15 protein-coding genes are annotated in these 19,247 nt (G+C 40.3%); 12 read left to right on the top strand and 3 right to left on the bottom strand.

The features are described 5' to 3' along the window. The 7 genes from BM380_RS11095 to purF all read left to right on the top strand — a co-directional run. A partial coding sequence (locus BM380_RS11095) for a FimV C-terminal domain-containing protein (RefSeq protein ID WP_302847037.1) occupies nt 1-3,012 on the top strand: 3,012 nt, incomplete at its 5' end. Between the two features lie 167 nt (nt 3,013-3,179). Further along, nucleotides 3,180-3,974, top strand: a complete 795-nt coding sequence (gene truA, locus BM380_RS11090; RefSeq protein ID WP_016899264.1) for a tRNA pseudouridine(38-40) synthase TruA — start codon at nt 3,180-3,182, stop codon at nt 3,972-3,974. Nucleotides 3,975-4,150: 176 nt separating this feature from the next. Further along, nucleotides 4,151-5,026, top strand: a complete 876-nt coding sequence (gene accD / locus BM380_RS11085) for an acetyl-CoA carboxylase, carboxyltransferase subunit beta (protein ID WP_013465465.1) — start codon at nt 4,151-4,153, stop codon at nt 5,024-5,026. A 25-nt stretch (nt 5,027-5,051) separates the two neighbouring features. Beyond that, nucleotides 5,052-6,317: a bifunctional tetrahydrofolate synthase/dihydrofolate synthase gene (gene folC / locus BM380_RS11080; protein WP_090494371.1), complete on the top strand. Its 1,266-nt coding sequence runs from the start codon at nt 5,052-5,054 to the stop codon at nt 6,315-6,317. 11 nt (nt 6,318-6,328) lie between these two features. Then, complete coding sequence (locus tag BM380_RS11075; protein ID WP_090494370.1) at nt 6,329-6,952, top strand: SPOR domain-containing protein; 624 nt, start codon at nt 6,329-6,331, stop codon at nt 6,950-6,952. Between the two features lie 302 nt (nt 6,953-7,254). Continuing rightward, nucleotides 7,255-7,749 carry a CvpA family protein gene (locus BM380_RS11070; protein ID WP_090494368.1) on the top strand — a complete coding sequence of 165 codons (495 nt, stop codon included), beginning with the start codon at nt 7,255-7,257 and terminating at the stop codon, nt 7,747-7,749. Between the two features lie 18 nt (nt 7,750-7,767). Next, entirely contained in the window at nt 7,768-9,294 is a 1,527-nt protein-coding gene (gene purF / locus BM380_RS11065; RefSeq protein ID WP_013465461.1) for an amidophosphoribosyltransferase, read from the top strand. A gap of 87 nt (nt 9,295-9,381) precedes the next feature. On the opposite strand, the gene BM380_RS11060 is transcribed toward purF, so the two are convergent. After that, nucleotides 9,382-9,981 (bottom strand): Yip1 family protein, encoded by a 600-nt coding sequence (locus BM380_RS11060; protein ID WP_008111059.1) that lies wholly within the window; start codon nt 9,979-9,981, stop codon nt 9,382-9,384. A gap of 200 nt (nt 9,982-10,181) precedes the next feature. On the opposite strand from BM380_RS11060, the gene miaE reads away from it, so the two are divergent. The 3 genes from miaE (at nt 10,182) to BM380_RS11045 (ending at nt 15,306) form a co-directional block, all read left to right on the top strand. Continuing rightward, complete coding sequence (gene miaE / locus BM380_RS11055; protein WP_013465460.1) at nt 10,182-10,952, top strand: tRNA isopentenyl-2-thiomethyl-A-37 hydroxylase MiaE; 771 nt, start codon at nt 10,182-10,184, stop codon at nt 10,950-10,952. A gap of 195 nt (nt 10,953-11,147) precedes the next feature. Next, nucleotides 11,148-13,376, top strand: coding sequence for an EAL domain-containing response regulator (locus BM380_RS11050; RefSeq protein WP_090494366.1), 2,229 nt, complete (start codon nt 11,148-11,150; stop codon nt 13,374-13,376). Next, entirely contained in the window at nt 13,369-15,306 is a 1,938-nt protein-coding gene (locus tag BM380_RS11045; RefSeq protein WP_090494365.1) for a sensor histidine kinase, read from the top strand. The genes BM380_RS11050 and BM380_RS11045 overlap by 8 nt, the downstream gene beginning before the upstream one ends. 19 nt (nt 15,307-15,325) lie before the next feature. On the opposite strand, the gene BM380_RS11040 is transcribed toward BM380_RS11045, so the two are convergent. Beyond that, nucleotides 15,326-16,060 carry a UDP-2,3-diacylglucosamine diphosphatase gene (locus tag BM380_RS11040; protein ID WP_028834035.1) on the bottom strand — a complete coding sequence of 245 codons (735 nt, stop codon included), beginning with the start codon at nt 16,058-16,060 and terminating at the stop codon, nt 15,326-15,328. Nucleotides 16,061-16,127: 67 nt separating this feature from the next. Next, nucleotides 16,128-16,619, bottom strand: coding sequence for a peptidylprolyl isomerase (locus BM380_RS11035; RefSeq protein ID WP_013465455.1), 492 nt, complete (start codon nt 16,617-16,619; stop codon nt 16,128-16,130). Between the two features lie 144 nt (nt 16,620-16,763). Here BM380_RS11035 and cysS point away from each other — a divergent pair, with 144 nt between their 5' ends. Then, on the top strand, nt 16,764-18,143 hold the full coding sequence (gene cysS / locus BM380_RS11030; protein ID WP_013465454.1) for a cysteine--tRNA ligase: 1,380 nt from the start codon (nt 16,764-16,766) through the stop codon (nt 18,141-18,143). A gap of 188 nt (nt 18,144-18,331) precedes the next feature. Beyond that, nucleotides 18,332-19,228, top strand: coding sequence for a DMT family transporter (locus BM380_RS11025; RefSeq protein WP_090494364.1), 897 nt, complete (start codon nt 18,332-18,334; stop codon nt 19,226-19,228). Nucleotides 19,229-19,247 lie beyond the last annotated feature (19 nt).

Here is a 19,247-nt window from a genome sequence, read left to right as displayed (position 1 = left end):
GAAGATGACGAGATTGACATTGATGACTTGCTTGATGCAGAGCAACCCGCTGCTGCAGAGAGTGAAGACGCGGATATTGACAGCTTAGTTGAAGTTAATATTGACGATTTACTTGATGCAGAACAATCGGCTACTGAGGCTCAAAGTGAAGAGCCAGACATCGACAGCCTAGTTGATGAAGACGAAGTAGATATTGACGATGTACTGGATGCGGAGCAACCTGAAAGTGATGTTCATGATTCTGAAATAGATCATGCATTAGCGGACTCAATTGAAGATTTAGCTGACGCGCAAGAAGAGTTAAATAGTGAAGATGTAGAATCTATCGCTTCATCTTTTGCTGAGCCAGAAGTAGAGCCAGAGCCAGGCGTTGAAGCTGAGCCAGGCGTTGAAGCTGAGCCGGAGCTTGAAGTAGAACCAGAGCTTGAAGCTGAACCTGAACCTGAACTTGAAGTAGAGCCTGAGCTTGAAGCAGCAGAGCCAGAACTTGAAGCTGAACCTGAACTTGAAGTAGAGCCTGAACTTGAAGTAGAACCTGAACTTGAAGTAGAACCAGAGCTTGAAGCAGAGCCAGAACTTGAAGTAGAGCCTGAGCTTGAAGCAGAGCCTGAACTTGAAGTAGAACCAGAGCTTGAAGCAGAGCCTGAACTTGAAGTAGAACCAGAGCTTGAAGTAAAGCCTGAGCTTGAAGTAGAACCAGAACTTGAAGCTGAGCCAGAAGTTGCAGCTGAGCCAGAAGTTGCAGCTGAGCCGGAGCTTGAAGAAGAACCTGAACTTGAAGTAGAACCAGAGCTTGAAGCTGAGCCGGAGCTTCAAGCAGAACTTGAACCTGAGCCTGAGTTTGACGTTGGATCTGAAGGTGATTTCACCGATACATCTTCTACATTACTCGATCAAGAGGATGCCTTAGATGAATTTAACGATGAAAACCTTGAAAGTATTGATGATCTGTTAAGTGAGTTAGAACAACCTACCGACGACTATGTAGAAACACCAGATTGGTCAGTTGATGGTGTAGATGATGAACTTAAAGCAGAATCTGAACTTGAAGTAGAAGCTGAGCCAGAAATTGAACTTGAAGCAGAGCCTGAACTTGAAGCAGAGCCTGAGCTTGAAGCAGAGCCTGAACTTGAAGCAGAGCCTGAGCTTGAAGCAGAGCCTGAGCTTGAAGCAGAGCCTGAACTTGAAGCAGAGCCTGAGCTTGAAGTAGAACCTGAGCTTAAAGTAGAGCCAGAACTTGAAACTGACCCTGAGCTTGAAGCAGAGCCTGAGCTTGAAGCAGAGCCTGAACTTGAAGCAGAGCCTGAGCTTGAAGTAGAACCTGAGCTTAAAGTAGAGCCAGAACTTGAAACTGACCCTGAGCTTGAAGCAGAGCCTGAGCTTGAAGCAGAGCCTGAACTTGAAGCAGAGCCTGAGCTTGAAGTAGAAACTGTGGTTGAAGTAGAGCCAGAACTTGAAACTGACCCTGAGCTTGAAGTTGAGCCTGAACTTGAAGCAGAACCAGAGCTTGAAGTTGAGCCTGAGCTTGAAGCAGAGCCTGAACTTGAAGTTGAGCCTGAACTTGAAGTAGAACCAGAGCTTGAAGTAGAACCAGAGCTTGAAGCAGAGCCTGAGCTTGAAGTAGAGCCTGAACTTGAAGTAGAACCAGAGCTTGAAGCAGAACCAGAGCCTGAGCTTGAAGCAGAGCCTGAGCTTGAAGTAGAACCAGAGCTTGAACAAGATCCTGAGTTTGACGTTGAATCAGAAGATGACTTTACCGATACGTCTTCAACCTTACTCGACCCAGAAGATGCGCTTGACGAGTACGACGGTGAAAACTTTAAAAGCGTTGATGATCTTTTAAGTGAACTTGAGCAAACAAGCGATGCAGATGAACACGTTCCTGATTGGTCACTCGACGATTTAAACGATGAGCTTGATGAAGATGAAATTGATTTAGGTGATGATCCGCTTGCTGGTGATATCCAAAACAATGATTTATCGACAGATGACGATGAGCTATACGAGCCAGAAATAGTTACACCGAGTGAAGAGCTTGAAGAATATCCTGAGTTAGAGCTTGATGATGAGTTGCCTTTATCTGATGAAGAGCATCAATCACTAACACCAGAAGAGCTACAAGGTGATAATTTAGACGGTGATGCAACGGGTATGTCACCAAGTCAAGCAGAGCAAGATCTCGCTAATGCACTATCCGCAGGTAATGATCTCGATAGCTTAGAAGACGATTTTGATGATGAATTATTACTAGACAATGAGTTTTCAGAGTCAAACACTGCGCAAGGTCTAGATAATGAAGTTTCAGAGCCTGAAAAGCTGACTGAACAAATTATAGATGAGCAAAGCGTTAGCACAGACGATGAGTTTGATGATGAACAACTTGATGCTTTAGGTGAATCATCAGAGTTTACTGACGAGCAAACGAACGCTGACCGTGAAGCTGATTTAACGCAAAGCCCAGTATCGCCAGAATCAGACATGATTTCAGATGATGAGCTTGACGATGAGTTCATGGCTGATTTAACACAAACTGATTTTGATGCCTTGCTTAATGAACTGGCAGAACCTGAAAATGTTGATTTAAGTGACAGCAGTGAGTTTGATGTTGATTTTAATAGCTTACTAAGTGAAGACTTAGCTGACGAAAGCGCATCCTCGTTGCAAGAGCCTATTGAGCAGCCTGAGGTTACTGAGCCATTAGCGCAGGATGACTTTGTTGATATTGATGCATTGTTAGAGCAAAGCGATGAAGCTGATTTAGATCACGAACCTTACACAGACGTCGATATGGATGTTGGTCTAGGTGAGTATGATTCATTACTGGCTGGTGATAACCCTATGGATGTTGATACCCAAAGCGGAGGTTACTCAGCTAAGCTTGATCTTGCACATGCCTATATTGAGATAGATGATGCAGACTCAGCAGTTAAAATCCTGGATGAGATCATTAATAATGGCCCTGATGATGTGCAAGAAGAAGCGCAAAGTTTAAAGGCTAAACTTAAAAATTAATAACCAAGCTCCCGTAAGGTATGGTTGATACGAAAACCCCGTTATTAGTGATGCTAATAGCGGGTTTTTTGTATTGCATAGTTAGGAACCTTAGTTCGCTGCTTTTATTGGGACGCCATATAGCATAAAATGCAGCGTCGATTAGCACAGTAGGTAAAGCAGTAATTATGCGAGTAGCACTTGGAGTAGAATACAATGGCGCACGTTACAGTGGTTGGCAGCGTCAATCACACGTAAATAGTGTACAACAAGAAGTAGAAAAAGCGTTGTCGCGCATTTGTAATCATCCAGTTGAAATTGTATGTGCAGGGCGTACCGATGCCGGTGTACATGGCACTGGACAAGTAGTGCATTTTGATACACATGCTGAGCGTGAAATGGTGGCCTTTACATTAGGCATGAACACCTTATTACCCAAAGATATTGCTATTCGTTTTGCACAACCTGTGGCGGAAGACTTTCATGCCCGCTTTAGTGCAACTGCTCGTCGTTATCGTTATGTTATTTACAATTATGCGTTTCGTGGTGCGGTATTAAATGAAGGTGTTACACATTTTCATCACCCATTAGATGAAGTGAAAATGCAGCAGGCGTGTCAATATTTACTAGGTGAGCATGACTTTACCTCGTTTAGAGCGCTGCACTGCCAAGCTAATACGGCAACGCGAACGATTCATCATTTATCGGTACAGCGCCAAGGTGCTTATGTCATTATTGATATTAAAGCCAATGCGTTTTTACACCATATGGTACGTAATATTACGGGTTGTTTAATGGATATTGGCTTACACAAACATGAACCAATTTGGTTAAAAGAGCTGCTAGATGTTAAAGAGCGAGCTAAAGCGAGCGCTACAGCAAAAGCAGCAGGTTTATATTTAGTGGATGTTGATTATCCAGATCATTTTAATATCCCTAGAACGCCGCTAGGACCATTGTTTTTAGCCGACAGTGATATTTGATAAGTAACGAGATGTGTATATTTTGAGGCTAAATTTATACGCTGTTATTCGTATTGCTAACTACTAAGACCAGTTTTTTATACCGTGACAGCGTAATTCATGTTTTAATTGGAAAAATTTGTTTGCATGGTTAACATGTAGACTCGCGACACAGAACAGCATTAAGAGAGTTGCAAATGAGTTGGCTAGAAAAAATCTTACCAAAAACGACTAAATCTTCAGGTCGTAAAGAAATTCCAGAAGGTGTATGGGCTAAATGTACGTCATGTGATTCAATTTTATATAAAGCAGAATTAGAAAAATCACTGAACGTATGCCCTAAATGCGATCATCATATGCGTGTTAGTGGTCGTAAACGTCTTGAACAGTTTTTAGATGAAGGCGATCGTCACGAGTTAGGTGCCCAACACGAACCTAAAGATGTGCTTAAATTTAGAGACTCAAAAAAATACTCAGATCGTATCAATGCAGCTCAAAAGTCAAGCGGTGAAAAAGATGCGCTTGTCGCAATGAAAGGGAACCTAAAAGGCATTCCGGTTGCTGCTGTTGCATTTGAATTCTCATTTATGGGTGGCTCAATGGCATCGGTAGTGGGTGCTCGTTTTGTTGACGCGGTTGACCAATGTTTAGAGCATAATATGCCGCTGATTTGTTTTTCTGCATCGGGCGGTGCTCGTATGCAAGAAGCCCTTATGTCACTTATGCAAATGGCTAAAACCAGTGCGGCACTGGCTAAAATGACTGAAAAAGGCCTACCGTTTATTTCTGTAATGACAGATCCAACAATGGGTGGTGTATCAGCATCATTGGCAATGCTTGGTGATATTAATGTTGCAGAGCCTAAAGCTTTGATTGGTTTTGCCGGTCCGCGTGTTATTGAACAAACTGTTCGCGAAACGCTACCAGAGGGTTTCCAACGCAGTGAATTCTTGTTAGAACATGGCGCAATCGACATGATTATAGACCGTCGAGAAATGCGCGATACGCTAGCACGTATCTTAGCAAAATTTATGAACTTGCCTTCTACGGAACAAGAGCATAGAGTAGCGTAAATTTCAGCTTTACTGATTACATGCTATGACAAAAACAATTCCTAGCCAATCATCAAGCCTTGATGATTGGCTTTGTTATTTAGAGAGTGTTCACCCTGCTAATATAGAAATGGGTTTAGAACGCGTTGCTTGTGTTGCTAACAACATTGGGCTTTTAACCTCCTCAAGTAAAATCATTCTTATTGCAGGCACCAATGGCAAAGGCACAACAGCACGTTGTTTAGAGTCACTGTTATTAGCCCAAGGTTATCGTGTTGGTACGTATGCTTCTCCGCATTTAATTCGTTACAATGAGCGCGTACGCGTTGATGGCGCAGAGCTTGACGATCAATACCATGTCGATGCGTTTAATTTATTAGAACAAGGTCGTGGTGACACCCCACTGACATATTTTGAATATGGCACCTTAGGCGCGTTAGCAATATTCAAGCGTTTAGAGGTTGATTACGTGCTGTTAGAGGTAGGTTTAGGCGGGCGTTTTGACGCGACCAATATTGTTACCCCCTATGCCAGCATCATCACCACCATCGACTTAGATCATAAAGAATACTTAGGTGACACGCGTGAATTAGTTGCTTATGACAAAGCGGGTATTTTTCGAGAGAGTACTCCTGCAATTATTGGGGACTTAAATATTCCGCATACAATGACCGATTATGGTAAAGAAATTAACGCTAATATGGTGTTATCTGGCAGCGACTTTATTTTTAAAGAGCACGCGCAGAGTTTTAGTTGGCAATTTAAAGAGCATAATCTTGAGTTACCTAAACCAGCAATTCCTTGTCAAAATGTAGCCACGGCATTAACCGCTCTATCGGTATTAAACTTATTACCGAGCGATGAGGTGATTACTCAGTGTTTAGCGAGCTTAGTCGTTGAGGGACGTTTTCAACAACTAAGTGCAGAGCCATTAGTGTATACCGATGTAGCACATAACCCTGAATCAGCTCGCTATTTAGCGACTAAATTAGCAAGCTATAAAGATAAAGGCTTTAAAATTCATGCATTAGCCGCTATGCTTGCTGATAAAGATAAGGTCGGAGTGCTTAAAGAAGTTAGTGATGTAGTAGATGAATGGTCGTTTGCGAGCTTAGAGGGCCCCCGCGGCGATAGCGCTGCTAATTTACATCAGGCACTTCTAAGCATTCCTAATAGTTATTTTAAACAGGGTTATAATAGCGTAGAGGCAGCATTGGATGCTATCTTGCCAAACCAGCCAAGTAACACACTATTAATTGTATTTGGTTCATTTTTTACCGTGGCTGGCGCTATTCATTACTTTAAAAAATAGAGAGGATGTCGGTGAACTCAGGTTTTATTAATCGCTTAGTCGGAACAAGTATTGTGGTGATCGCAGCAATTGTGTTTATTCCCAATATACTCGATGGTGAAAAAGTGCACTATAAAGAAGGCTTTAAAGCGATTCCAGAACGCTCTGAGTTCAAGACCATTGATTTACAAGAATCAATCGATCAAAAAGTGGCAAATACACAGCCTTTAAAAGAGGATGAAGTTGAAGATATTCAGCCTGATGATGCCGCATTTGAACAGCAAAACAGTGCTGCTCAAACAGACATTACCGACCAGCCTGCAATGGTTGAAGCGGTAATACCTGATACAAACCAAAGCAGTACGGCTGCAACTCAAGAACCTACGCGCCCAGCTAACGAAAACTTAACTAGCATGGCGTATGTTATTCAGTTAGGTAGTTTTTCACATGCAGCCAATGTAAAAGCGTTGCAAGCTAAGCTCAAGGCTAAAGGGTTTAAAACTTTTACTAAACCAGTTAAAACGCCAAATGGGACGTTAACGAAAGTTTTTGTCGGACCATCACTGAATAAACAAGAACTGCAATCTCAACTTCCTGCACTTAAAGAGTTAACCAAACTCAACGGTAAAGTCACCCAATTTGAAGTGACCAAATAAATTCAATAAAAGGAAGTGTGTTTATCGCGAGATATTACACACTTACCTCGTCTTATTTTATACGTTTAAATAGACCTTTATCGCATTTTTAGCTCGCTACCTTTACTTATCAATGCCCACACAAAAATAGCAAAATAGATGCGCTATAAACAAAATGTTTGTTGTTTTTATAACGGTGAGTCTACGCTATTTTTAATCTAAAAATGGTGCGTGTTTACTCACCTGTAATCTCACGCTTAAACTTGCATCACAAGGAGGTTTAGGTATAGAATGCGCCCAAAATTAGCGACTAATTGGTTCTTATGATCTGGGTTGATTACGCCATTCTTGGCATTATTGCACTCTCTACCATCATCGGTTTAATACGCGGCTTTGTTAAAGAAGCTATGTCATTAGCGGTATGGGCAGGGGCTTTCATCATCTCCAGCTTATTTTATCAATATTTAGCTTCCTTCCTAACATCCATTTCTGAACCCCTTTTAAGAAATGCGGCGGCCATTGCCATATTATTCTTTGCGACGCTATTGTTAGGCGGTTTACTAAACTATATTTTAGGTGAGCTTGTACAGCGAACCGGATTATCCGGCACAGACCGTGTTTTTGGTTTGGTGTTTGGTGCTCTTCGAGGCGTGTTGGTCGTGAGCGCGTTACTCTTCTTTCTTGATGCTTTTACTGGTGCGCCAAGTACGCATTGGTGGGGCAACTCTATTTTGATTCCAGAATTTGGCTTTGTAGTTGAATGGTTCTTTTCGTACCTAGAAAACAACTCGAGCTTTTTAAATTCAGTAAACCGTTAATCGGCGAGGATAAATTACATGTGTGGTATCGTTGGAATAGTCGGAACATCGCCAGTTAATCAGGCGATTTATGATGGCTTAACCGTTTTGCAACACCGTGGCCAAGATGCTGCGGGTATCATAACTATTGAGAACAATACATTTAGCTTGCGCAAAGCAAATGGCCTAGTGAAAGATGTATTTCACACTCGTCATATGAAACGTTTGCAAGGCAATATTGGCATTGGCCATGTGCGTTACCCAACAGCGGGTTCTTCAAGTTCGTCAGAGGCTCAGCCGTTTTATGTAAACTCTCCATTTGGTATAGCGCTTGCGCATAATGGTAACTTAACCAATGCCGAGTCGTTAAAAGAGCAGTTATTTTCAGAGGCACGTCGCCATGTTAATACGACCTCTGATTCTGAAATTTTACTTAACATCATGGCGCATGAGCTAAGTAAATCAGACAAACTAAAATTAGACCCTGAAGATATTTTCACCGCGGTTACTGAAGTTAACAATAAAGTAAGTGGCGGTTATGCCACTATCGCCATGATTATCGGTCATGGTATTGTGGCGTTTCGCGATCCAAACGGTATTCGTCCATTGGTGTTTGGTAAACGTGAATCAGCAAACGGCACTGAATACATGTTTGCCTCAGAAAGCGTAGCATTAAAGCCTGACGGTTTTGAATTTGTTCGTGACGTTGCCCCAGGCGAAGCTATTTATGTCACTGAAAATGGAGAGTTTCACTCTTTAAGCTGTGCAGATAAAGTGTCTTACTCACCGTGTATTTTTGAATTTGTTTATTTTGCGCGACCGGATTCAACCATTGACCGTATGTCAGTGTATGCAGCGCGTGTAAATATGGGGACTAAGTTAGGTGAAAAAGTAGCGCGTGAATGGGCAGACAAAGACATTGATGTGGTTATTCCTATTCCAGAAACCTCGTGTGATATTGCATTAGAAATGGCACGCGTGCTTGACTTACCGTATCGCCAAGGCTTTGTTAAAAATCGTTATATTGGTCGTACGTTTATTATGCCTGGCCAAGAGCTTCGTAAAAAATCAGTTCGCCAAAAACTCAATGCGATTGACCGTGAGTTTAAAGGTAAAAATGTCCTACTTGTTGATGACTCAATTGTACGTGGTACCACCTCAGCACAAATTGTAGAGATGGCACGCGAGTCAGGCGCTAAAAATGTTTACTTTGCATCAGCAGCACCTGAAATACGCTTTCCAAATGTATACGGTATAGATATGCCATCTGCGGCAGAACTTATTGCACACGGCCGTGAAGTAGAAGATATTAACCAAAGCATTAGCTCTGATGGTTTAATCTTTCAATCGTTAAGCGATTTAATTGCTGCCGTTAGCCAAGAAAACCCAGAGATCACTAAGTTTGAAACATCAGTGTTTGACGGACAATACATTACTGGCGACATTGATCAAGATTACTTAAACCGTATAGATAAGCTGCGCAACGATTCAGCTAAAAGCATCCGTGAAAACGCAATGTCATCTGGTTTAGAAATACATAATCAAGATGAAAACGAATCTGATTAATAATGTAATGTTAGCCTGATAGTATTTTAAGGCTAATAAAAAAAGGAGCTTAACAGCTCCTTTTTTGCGTCTATAGAAAAGGAATATTTAAGTAAACATGGGGCTGATAATACCGTTGGTCCATAGCATAGCGGTAAGTGCTAATATAATAACCAGTAAAATTAATCCACAGGTAACAACAGAGCTTGCATAAATAAAGCCGCGCTCTTGCGGAATGTGCATCAAAATTGGCACGCCGGTGTACAGTAAATAAACTGAGTAGGCGAGTGCAACTAATCCAACACACACCACAAACCACAGCTCAGGCCAAAAAGCTGCCAATGCCGACATAAACACCGGTGTAGCGGTATAAGCTGCCAGCTCAATTGTTTGGGTAAAAGTTGGTTTAGCACCAAAAGTAACCGCCATCCAATGGGCTAAATAGGCCAGTGCAAATACACCGCCAATTAAAGCGACATACATGGCTGCGCCAATCATCAGTGCGCTTTCATGGGTTAAAAATACTGGATTACCTGTACCTATACTCCAGCCTAAGTAAACCGATGAGTAGTACCCCATTGCAGAGGGAAATAAAGCGATAAGCAAAATGTGCGATAAGCTATAGGTTAAGCTTTCGTGACGGTTATCAATTGTTTGCCATTCTTCGAGTGGGTGGGCGTATAAGCCCCATAGGTGATTTAGTATCATTGCGTGCTCTCCATAAAAGGATATATTACTGTTTGGTTATAATTGGTTTGTTTTTTATACAGTCCATTTAGTTATGGTTCAGTAAGTATACAAAGTCAAGTTATCCACATGCTTGCAATAAGGGCGAGTGTTTATTTTATTCAGAGTAATATTTCATGTTAAAATGCCATAATCGCAATTTTTAGCAATGAGTAGTCAGCGTGCCACATAGCCAGCTTTTAGAGCCAATTAACAATTTTTTATTATGCAGTACTCCCGATGAGTGGGTTGAACAAGCAATCAAAAAAGAAAACTTACCCATCATATTAATTGATCACTTAATATGTGAATTAAAAGCGGCGCAAAGTGCCATGTTTTTAATTCGTAAGTATGCGGTAGATAAAGAGAGCAGTGATGCACTGCTTGAATGGCTTAAACCGTTTGAAACGCTTATTTATAAACGTGAGGGAAATTGGCGTGATTTAGCGGCTAAAAATAAACTTACTAAATCCATTATCCCTAAATCTGACTCGCCTTATGGCCAAGATTTAATTGATAAAATGGTAATGCTGATAAAAGAAGAGCTGCATCATTTTTATCAAGTGTTGGAAATTATGGATGAATATGGCGTTGAGTATAAAAGCATTACGCCGTGTCGTTACGCCAAAGGTATGCTGCGTAATGTTAAAACGTTTGAACCCAACGCCTTAGTTGATAAGCTTATTGTAGGTGCGTACATAGAGGCACGCTCGTGTGAGCGTTTTGCCAAGCTTGCACCCCATGTAGATAAACGCTTAGGGGATTTTTATATTTCATTGCTGCGCTCTGAGGCACGTCATTACCAAGATTATTTAACCCTTGCTCAAGACATTGCTGATTTTGATATTACCGAGCGGGTAAAAGAATTTGCTGAAATAGAAGCACAGTTAATTTTATCTGATGACGAAGACTTTAAGTTTCACAGTGGAACACCGTTAAGTAAAAGTGCTTAGTATACTTGAGTGCTACAAATGGGTTATGTTGTTGTAGCACATACTTTAGTATCAAAATTATTTTTAAATTAGACACTTCCAAAACTCTCTCCTAATATTTAAGCAAGTCGAATTTTGAGTTATCAACGGTCTATATTGCTTTGTAATTCATTTTAATAAAAGGGCCATACCTTATTTATTATTGGGTGAGAATGTATGCAAGATAAAGAGGGATTATTTGTATTTGCAGCTGAAGAAGAACCAGCAGATACAGATCTGAAAACTTGGAAAATATTAACCGTTGAGGATGATCTTGATTATCAAAACGCGTTAGTTAACAGCTTAAAAGAGCTAAAAGCCAAAGATGGTTATAAATACGAGTTGTTAACAGCAAATTCGGTACCAGAGGCGGCTTTGGCGTTGAGCATGCACCCTGATATTGCACTTATTTTTATAGATGTGGTGATGGAGGAGGATGACTCAGGTCTGCGTTTAGTGAATACTATTCGAGAGGTCATCGGTAACGCAGAAATGCGTATTGTGCTCTTAACAGGGCAACCTGGTTTTGCACCAGAGAGCGATATCATGAAAATGCTTGATATCGATGAATACTGGAATAAATCAGACCTATCTGCCGAGAAGCTGCAATCCATTGTTAATAGTAACATGCGCACTTGGGAATATATTTCACAAATCAGATCAGCGAAGCAAGGTTTACAGTTGGTGCTTGATGCATCTAGAAGTATTAACGGTAAGCACGATATGGCCTCTTTCTCTTATGCTGTGCTTAAAGAAATTAGCAACATTTTAAAAATAACCGAAGGCGGCGGTATTTTTTGTTCGAGTAATACAGGATCCAAGTCTGAATGCTTAATACTCTCTACTCATGGTTGTTTTAGTGGCACTAAAGGGCAGCCAGTAGAAACTAGCCTGCCCGCAGAAATGCTACAAGACTTTAAACAAGCGATTAGAGAGCGTCGTCATATATTTTCAAAAAACCACAGTGTGTTTTTTTTCGAAACGCCAGAGCAGCAGGGTGCTGATTACATCACCATTGTAAAATCAGATAATCCGATTAGTGAGCAAAACGAATATTTACTTAAAGTATTTAGTGAAAATGTGAGCACAGGGTTTGCTAATATTTCGTTATTAAATCGCTTAACCGAGCTTGCCTATACTGATACGTCACTTAATTTACAAAACCGTAACTGGCTAACCCGTGAAATAAAAAATATGAATGCGCAGGAGCGGCTAAAAACGCGATTGGTCATTTTTGATATTTATCAGTTTGACGAAAAAGCATTTACCTTTGGTCATGAATTTTGTAATAAATTAATGAAGTTAGTTTACCAGAGTATTGTTGATAGCTTTACTGGGTATGACCCCCGCATAGCATTAGTTAGTAGCAAAACATTTGGCATGTTAGTCAGTGTTGACTTTGATATCTCAGGGGCTATTAGTTACTTTCAAAATAAACAAAAATTCGAAATTGAACAAGTTAAGCAATACATTGATGTTCGTATTTTAGAATTAAAATTAAATGCAGCTTTAAACTTAACACCTGAAAGAGTAATCAGCCTTGCAGAGTCGAGCCTGAACTCTTCGCAGCTAAACCAAACTAAGTATATTCAGCATACCGAGGAAAAAACAGATCAAATTACTCGTCGTTATGAGCTGATGGCTGAGCTCAGAACGGCTATAGGTAATAAAAGTTTACAGGTGGCGTTACAACCCAAAATCAGCTTATCAACCTTGAAACCAGCAGGTTTTGAAGCGCTCGCTAGGTGGCAAAGAGCTGATGGCAGCTTTGTACGCCCTGATGAATTTATAGAGTTAGCTGAAACAGCCGGATTAATTAATGAACTAGACCATGTGATTTTCGAAAAAATACTAGAGACTATTAATCAACTTAAAGAGCAAGGCTGCAACTTACCCGTTGCATTTAATGCATCCTCTTATGATTTAGTTGAACCTAGTTACTTTGAGCAAATAAAAACTAAAATTGAAGAGTACAACATTCTGCCTTCTATGCTTGAGCTAGAGGTGACAGAAACGCAAGCCATAAGTAACTATGACTTAATTAAAGAAGCACTTGAACGGTTTATCACCTTAGGTATGAAAGTCAGCATTGATGACTTTGGCACTGGTTACTCGTCGTTAGCTCACATCAATGAAATACCGTCTACGTCGATAAAAATAGATCGCTACTTTGTTAGTGATCTTGAATTTAATGACAACAATCAGTACATGATTAAGATGATATTATCTTTAGCGAATCAGTTTAACTTTTCGGTAATTGCTGAAGGTGTTGAGAATGAATTTGAGGCTCAGTGGTTACATCAGCAGGGGTGCGAAACTGCTCAAGGATACTACTTTTCTAAACCATTATTTTTAAAAGATTTAATTGTGTGGCTAAAACAGTCTGAAGTGAGTAAGAATGAATAGCTTCAGTAGCTTTCCGAACGGCTCAAAAAAAAGTGTGTTATTAAAGTCTTCGTTCAGTTTATTTATCACTTTATTTATTGGCTGGCTTATATACGAACAAACATATCAAGAAAAAATAAACACCCTAAAAGCTAAGCAAGATGAAAAGTTAGTCCTTATCAGTGGAGATTTTTCTAAAGAGCTCAGTAGTATTAAAAAGCTTACGCGTATCCTGGCCCAAGGGCCGATTTTAAAAAGCGACACACCAAATAAGCCTTTACAATCAAAGCAAAGAAGAGATGAAATAAATAACTATTTTTTAAATTTTGCTACTATCTCTACTAATATCGCGCAAATTCGCTGGCTAGATACACAAGGCCAAGAGCAATACCGCATTAACGCAGCCAATGGTATTGGCGAAATTGTATCGCCTGATGAGTTGCAAAATAAGCAAACCCGTTACTACTTTCAAAAAGGGATGCAGGTCAGTGCGCCTGACATTTTTGCCACAGAAATAGATTTAAATATCGAACGCAACCAAATTGTAATGCCTCATCAACCAACAATCCGTGTAACCTACCGTACGGATAAAGAAAATTACCTATTAGATGGTTTGCTAGTGGTAAACTTTAACTTAGATTATTTGTTTGATCAGATTAAAAGTTACAACCAAGAGAGCACTTTAATTAGCATTTTAAACCACGATGGCTTTTGGTTATTAAATACTGATGCTGAATTAGAGTGGGGGTTTATGTATGGTAAAAATGAGCAAACACTCGCTTTAAAAAAACCAGAGCTTTGGCAGCAAATTATTGATGGCAATGTAGAATATGGTTCGCACTTTTTTAACCATAGTCTTTATACCTACCGCCGTTTTTCTATTTTTTCGTTGCGCGAGAACAAAGGTAGAATTAGCAATGCTGACAAAGAATTAATTATTCTTATAAGTAGCCCCAATGAATTGTTAATAACTGTACGAAATGCGGCCTTACGGTTAGCGTTAATTTGCAGTGGATTACTATGTTTAATTAGCTTTGGTTTTATTTATCGTGAGTATAAGTTTCAAAATCAGCTATTAGCCCTGTCACATAAATTACATATTGAAAAGATAGAACTAGATATCGTTAACCGTGAGCTTGATGCCACAATTAAGCAGCAGCAGCAACTGCAAGAAGGGTTAATTGAAGCGCAAAAACTATCCTCATTAGGGTTGCTCGTGGCAGGTGTTGCTCATGAAATGAATACGCCTATCGGTGGAGCCGTTATTTCTGTTTCAAATGCAGATATGGCATTGAATAAATTAAATGAAGCGATGAAACAGGGGCTGACTAAATCAACGTTAGAAAGTACTACAACAAGTATTGGAGAGAACCTAGCGCTGGCTAAAATTAATTTAAATAAAACCGCCGTATTAGTAAAAAGTTTTAAAAAAATGGCGATTGATCGCCATAATGATGAATTTATAGCATGTGATATTGAAAAAATTATTGAAGAGCTATTATTGTCATTAAACTCCAGGTTAAAAAACTCGCCAATAAAAGTGAAAACTGTTTTTTTACTTAATAAACAGGTAATTAGCTTGCCAGGTATTATTTCTCAGGTGGTCGAAAACTTAGTGGTTAATGCGCTAAACCATGCTTTTGATGAAAAGCAGGAGGGGGTAATAGAAATAAAAGTCGAACAAGCGACTAATAATAGGGTGAGGCTGAGCGTGTCAGATAATGGCAAAGGTGTTGATGGTGAGATAAAGGCAGATATATTTGAACCCTTTTATACTACAGCTAGAGGTAAAGGTAACACGGGATTAGGTTTATATATGGTTTATCAATGGGTAACCCAGATTTTAAAAGGGGACATCAAACTTCATTCAGAACCACAAAGCGATACCTATTTTAAAACGCAATTTATTATTACTTTACCTGACTTAAAAGCAAAGTCTCATTACGATTAGTCAATAAAGGCTAAAAACCCTACAAGGGGGTCGAAACTAACTCTTGAGAATCAGGAGTAACCACTAAATACGAACCTTGAGTATACCAATCGCCCAATACTGTGCGAGTAAGCGTTTGGTTATTAACTTCATAGGTATGTACATCAGGGCGGTGAGTATGGCCGTGGATCATATTAGCCACGTTATGTTTGGCGAAGGTTTCGAGTACTGCGCTTTGCACCACATCCAGTATTTCTATAGGTTTGTCTGCTTGGCTAAGTTTACTTTTTTCACGTGCATCACGCGCTATTTTTTTACGATACCACAATGGCATAGCAAGCATAAGTTTAGGCCACCACCAACCACGGCTCTTTCGACGAAACTTTTGGTACTCAACATCCTGGGTACACATTTCATCACCGTGCAAAATGACAGTAGGAGTGCCGTAGAGGTCGATCACTGTTTGCTCATTCAGTAAGGTCATTCCTGCCATATCGGCGTACTGTTCTCGCATGATAAAGTCGCGATTACCGTGTACAAAATAAATAGGAATACCTAAGTTATTAACCGCTTTTAGCTGTTCTGCCACTGCCGCTGAGAGTTCGCTAACATAATCGTCACCAACCCACACTTCAAAAAAATCACCTAAAATATATAGGGCGTCTACTTTTTGAGGAGTAATATGGGCGTGTAAAAATTTAAAAAATGCCGCTGTAATATCAGGGCGATTTTCACTCAAATGTAAATCGGCGATAAAGTAGGTTTGGCGAGTCATGGTGATTCCATTTAGATAAAAGCGGGTGAATACCCGCTTTATGTATTCTTTGAAGAATAATGCGGTCTTAGCTGACAGTTACACTTTCAATTACCACATCTTCAAGTGGTACATCTTGGTGGAAGCCATTGCTGCCTGTAGCAACACCTTTGATTTTATTTACTACGTCCATGCCTTCTACTACTTCAGCAAACACACAGTAACCCCAGCCCTGTGATGTTTCACTGCTGTGGTTTAAAAAGTCGTTGTTATTCACGTTAATGAAAAATTGCGCTGTAGCCGAGTGTGGATCAGGCGTGCGTGCCATTGCTAATGTACCTACTTTGTTAGATAGGCCGTTGTTCGCTTCATTTTCAATTGGGTCGTTTACTTCTTTTTGTTCCATACCCGGTGCAAAACCACCGCCTTGAACCATAAAACCATCAATTACACGATGAAAAATAGTGCCATTATAAAAACCTGAGTTTGCATACTCTAAAAAGTTTTTTACTGTATTTGGAGCTTCGCTTTCGTGCATTTTAATGGTGATATCACCAAAATTTGTGTGTAGAACAACCATGAGATTTCCTATAGCTGGTTTGAATATTGACGCTATTTTATCGTAGTTGACCCAGATTAACAAAGAGCTTTGATAAACCGCTAGAGCCCATGCTTAGCAAGTGGTAACATAGCTTTTCTGTTAATCGTGAAGGAAAGCAACTAAATGGTACAAATATACAACACACTGACACGCCAAAAAGAAGAGTTTAAACCTATGGTCGATGGAAAAATCGACATGTATGTGTGTGGTATCACCATTTATGATTACTGTCACATTGGCCATGCACGCACATTTGTGGGTTTTGATGTAATTGTTCGCTACCTTCGCCACTTAGGTTACGATTTAAAGTATGTACGTAATATTACCGATGTTGATGATAAAATTATCAAGCGCGCAAATGAAAACGGTGAGGCGATTAACGACTTAACCGTGCGTATGACTAAAGCCATGCATGAAGACTTTGACAGTTTAAATATGCTACGTCCTGATATAGAGCCAACCGTAACCGGCCACATGGATGAAATTATTGCTATGGTTGAGCGTTTGATTGCCAAAGGCCACGCTTATGTTGCAGCCGATGGCGACGTTTTATTTGATGTTTCTACCTTTGAGCAATACGGAGCGCTTTCGCAACAAGATTTAACCATGTTGCAATCAGGTTCGCGTGTTGAAGTAGCTCAAGATAAAGACGATCCTCTTGATTTTGTTTTATGGAAAAAAGCCAAAGCAGGGGAGCCGTCGTGGTCATCACCTTGGGGTGAGGGTCGCCCTGGTTGGCACATAGAATGTTCAGCAATGAGCTCTAAGCATTTAGGTGAGCATTTTGATATTCATGGTGGTGGTTCAGACCTACAGTTCCCGCACCACGAAAACGAAATCGCGCAATCATGTTGTGCAAATAATGGCCAGTATGTAAATACTTGGATCCACACCGGTATGGTACAAGTGAACAAAGAGAAGATGTCTAAATCGTTAGATAACTTTTTTACCGTTCGTGAGGTATTAAAACAATATGACGCAGAGTCGGTTCGTTACTTTTTAATATCAGGTCATTACCGCAGTCAGCTCAATTACTCGCAAGAAAACTTAGACCAAGCACGTTCGTCTCTTGAGCGTATTTACACCGCATTACGTGGCGTTGAGCCAGTTGAATGTGAGCTTGAGGGTAATGAGTATGTGGCTAAGTTTAGAAAAGCCATGAATGATGACTTTAATTCGCCAGAAGCATTACCGGTTGTGTTTGAAGTTGCTAAAGAGCTAAATCGTGTAAAAGACAGTGATAGCGAAAAAGCAGGACATTTAGCCTTTATTCTACGTAGCTTAGGTGAAATACTTGGTATTGCTCAACAAGCACCAGAGGCATTTTTACAAGGCGGTCAAAACGACGATGAAGTGGCTGAAATTGAGGCACTGATTGTAAAACGTAATGACGCACGTGCCAGTAAAAATTGGGCTGCAGCAGATGAAGCTCGCGATGCTCTAAATGCGTTAGGTGTAGTACTTGAAGATTCAGCGGGAAAAACAACGTGGCGTAAAGCTTAGGGTTTGTTGAGCTTTGCGGATTTAGCCATAACGCGCTGAACACAAAAAAAGGGTTGCCATAGGGTAACCCTTTTTTGGTTATATCAATTGCATTAGATTGATTATGCTTTTAATAAAATTGATATTGTTGACCTCAATTATAGTTGAGGTTTTAAACTCGCATTCATCAATTTAAAAATGGAAAATTAATGAATATTTTACTTGCCATGATCCCAGCTTTTTTATGGGGAACGACTTATGCGGTAACTAAATACGCAACCCCAGAGTGGCCGCCAATCTTGCTAGGAGCCATACGTGCACTCCCTGCTGGTTTATTATTGTTGTTATTTAAACCTTCTTGGCCAACTGCTAAACAGTGGCCAGGCATTTTTCTAATAGGCGCAATCAATATTGCGTTGTTTTTTAGTTTTATTTTTGTAATGGCGATTAATTTACCTGCTGCGATTGCAGGTGTCGGTATGGTGTCTGTACCGGTAGTGGCATTATTGTATGCCTGGCTTGTTAAACGGCAACAGCCAGCGTTAGTGCAAGGATTTTGTGCCCTTGCTTTAGTGGTTTTAGCATGGCGCTTATTTGACCCACAACATGTTACACTTAATTTATTGGGAGTAGTGGCACTGATAGGGGCGCTATTGACTATTGTTATAGGCAGTACGCTGGTAAAAAAAGTGACCGCTAAAGTACACTGGTGGACAGTATTAACGTGGCAATTAATCATTGGTGGCAGTTTGCTAGCGATTGCTGCTGCAATACAGGCTTTTTATTTTGCTCCCCAGCAGTATCAATTTTTAACTGCATCAATAAATACAACCCAATGGCTGGCGCTATTTTGGCTGGTGGTACCTAACACTGCTTTAGCCTATATTTTGTATGTTTGGTTATTAGGGCGAATGACAGTGGTTGAATTTACTTTTGGCACTATAGCTAACCCAATTGCCGGCATTTTATGTGCAGGGTTATTAATTAACGAACAATATGAAAGTTGGCAGTACGCGATTATGTTATTAATGATCGTGTTTTCGGTATTGCCACAAGGCTTGGCATTAATAAAACGAAGAATGATGATACAAAAAGCCCGCAATTAAGCGGGCTCTTCATTACTTT

It is taken from the genome of Pseudoalteromonas sp. DSM 26666, assembly GCF_900116475.1.
Classification (GTDB): Bacteria; Pseudomonadota; Gammaproteobacteria; order Enterobacterales; family Alteromonadaceae; genus Pseudoalteromonas; species Pseudoalteromonas tetraodonis.
The sequence above is the reverse complement of the archived record's forward strand: the minus strand, read 5'-3'. Positions and strand labels throughout refer to the sequence as shown.

Coding starts and splice junctions, on each gene's coding strand:
- BM380_RS11050 (WP_090494366.1), top strand. CDS start 11,148: ATGCAAGATAAAGAGGGATTATTTGTATTTGCAGCTGAAGAAGAACCA.
- cysS (WP_013465454.1), top strand. CDS start 16,764: ATGGTACAAATATACAACACACTGACACGCCAAAAAGAAGAGTTTAAA.
- truA (WP_016899264.1), top strand. CDS start 3,180: ATGCGAGTAGCACTTGGAGTAGAATACAATGGCGCACGTTACAGTGGT.
- BM380_RS11045 (WP_090494365.1), top strand. CDS start 13,369: ATGAATAGCTTCAGTAGCTTTCCGAACGGCTCAAAAAAAAGTGTGTTA.
- accD (WP_013465465.1), top strand. CDS start 4,151: ATGAGTTGGCTAGAAAAAATCTTACCAAAAACGACTAAATCTTCAGGT.
- BM380_RS11040 (WP_028834035.1), bottom strand. CDS start 16,060: ATGACTCGCCAAACCTACTTTATCGCCGATTTACATTTGAGTGAAAAT.
- BM380_RS11070 (WP_090494368.1), top strand. CDS start 7,255: ATGATCTGGGTTGATTACGCCATTCTTGGCATTATTGCACTCTCTACC.
- purF (WP_013465461.1), top strand. CDS start 7,768: ATGTGTGGTATCGTTGGAATAGTCGGAACATCGCCAGTTAATCAGGCG.
- BM380_RS11060 (WP_008111059.1), bottom strand. CDS start 9,981: ATGATACTAAATCACCTATGGGGCTTATACGCCCACCCACTCGAAGAA.
- BM380_RS11025 (WP_090494364.1), top strand. CDS start 18,332: ATGAATATTTTACTTGCCATGATCCCAGCTTTTTTATGGGGAACGACT.
- BM380_RS11035 (WP_013465455.1), bottom strand. CDS start 16,619: ATGGTTGTTCTACACACAAATTTTGGTGATATCACCATTAAAATGCAC.
- folC (WP_090494371.1), top strand. CDS start 5,052: ATGACAAAAACAATTCCTAGCCAATCATCAAGCCTTGATGATTGGCTT.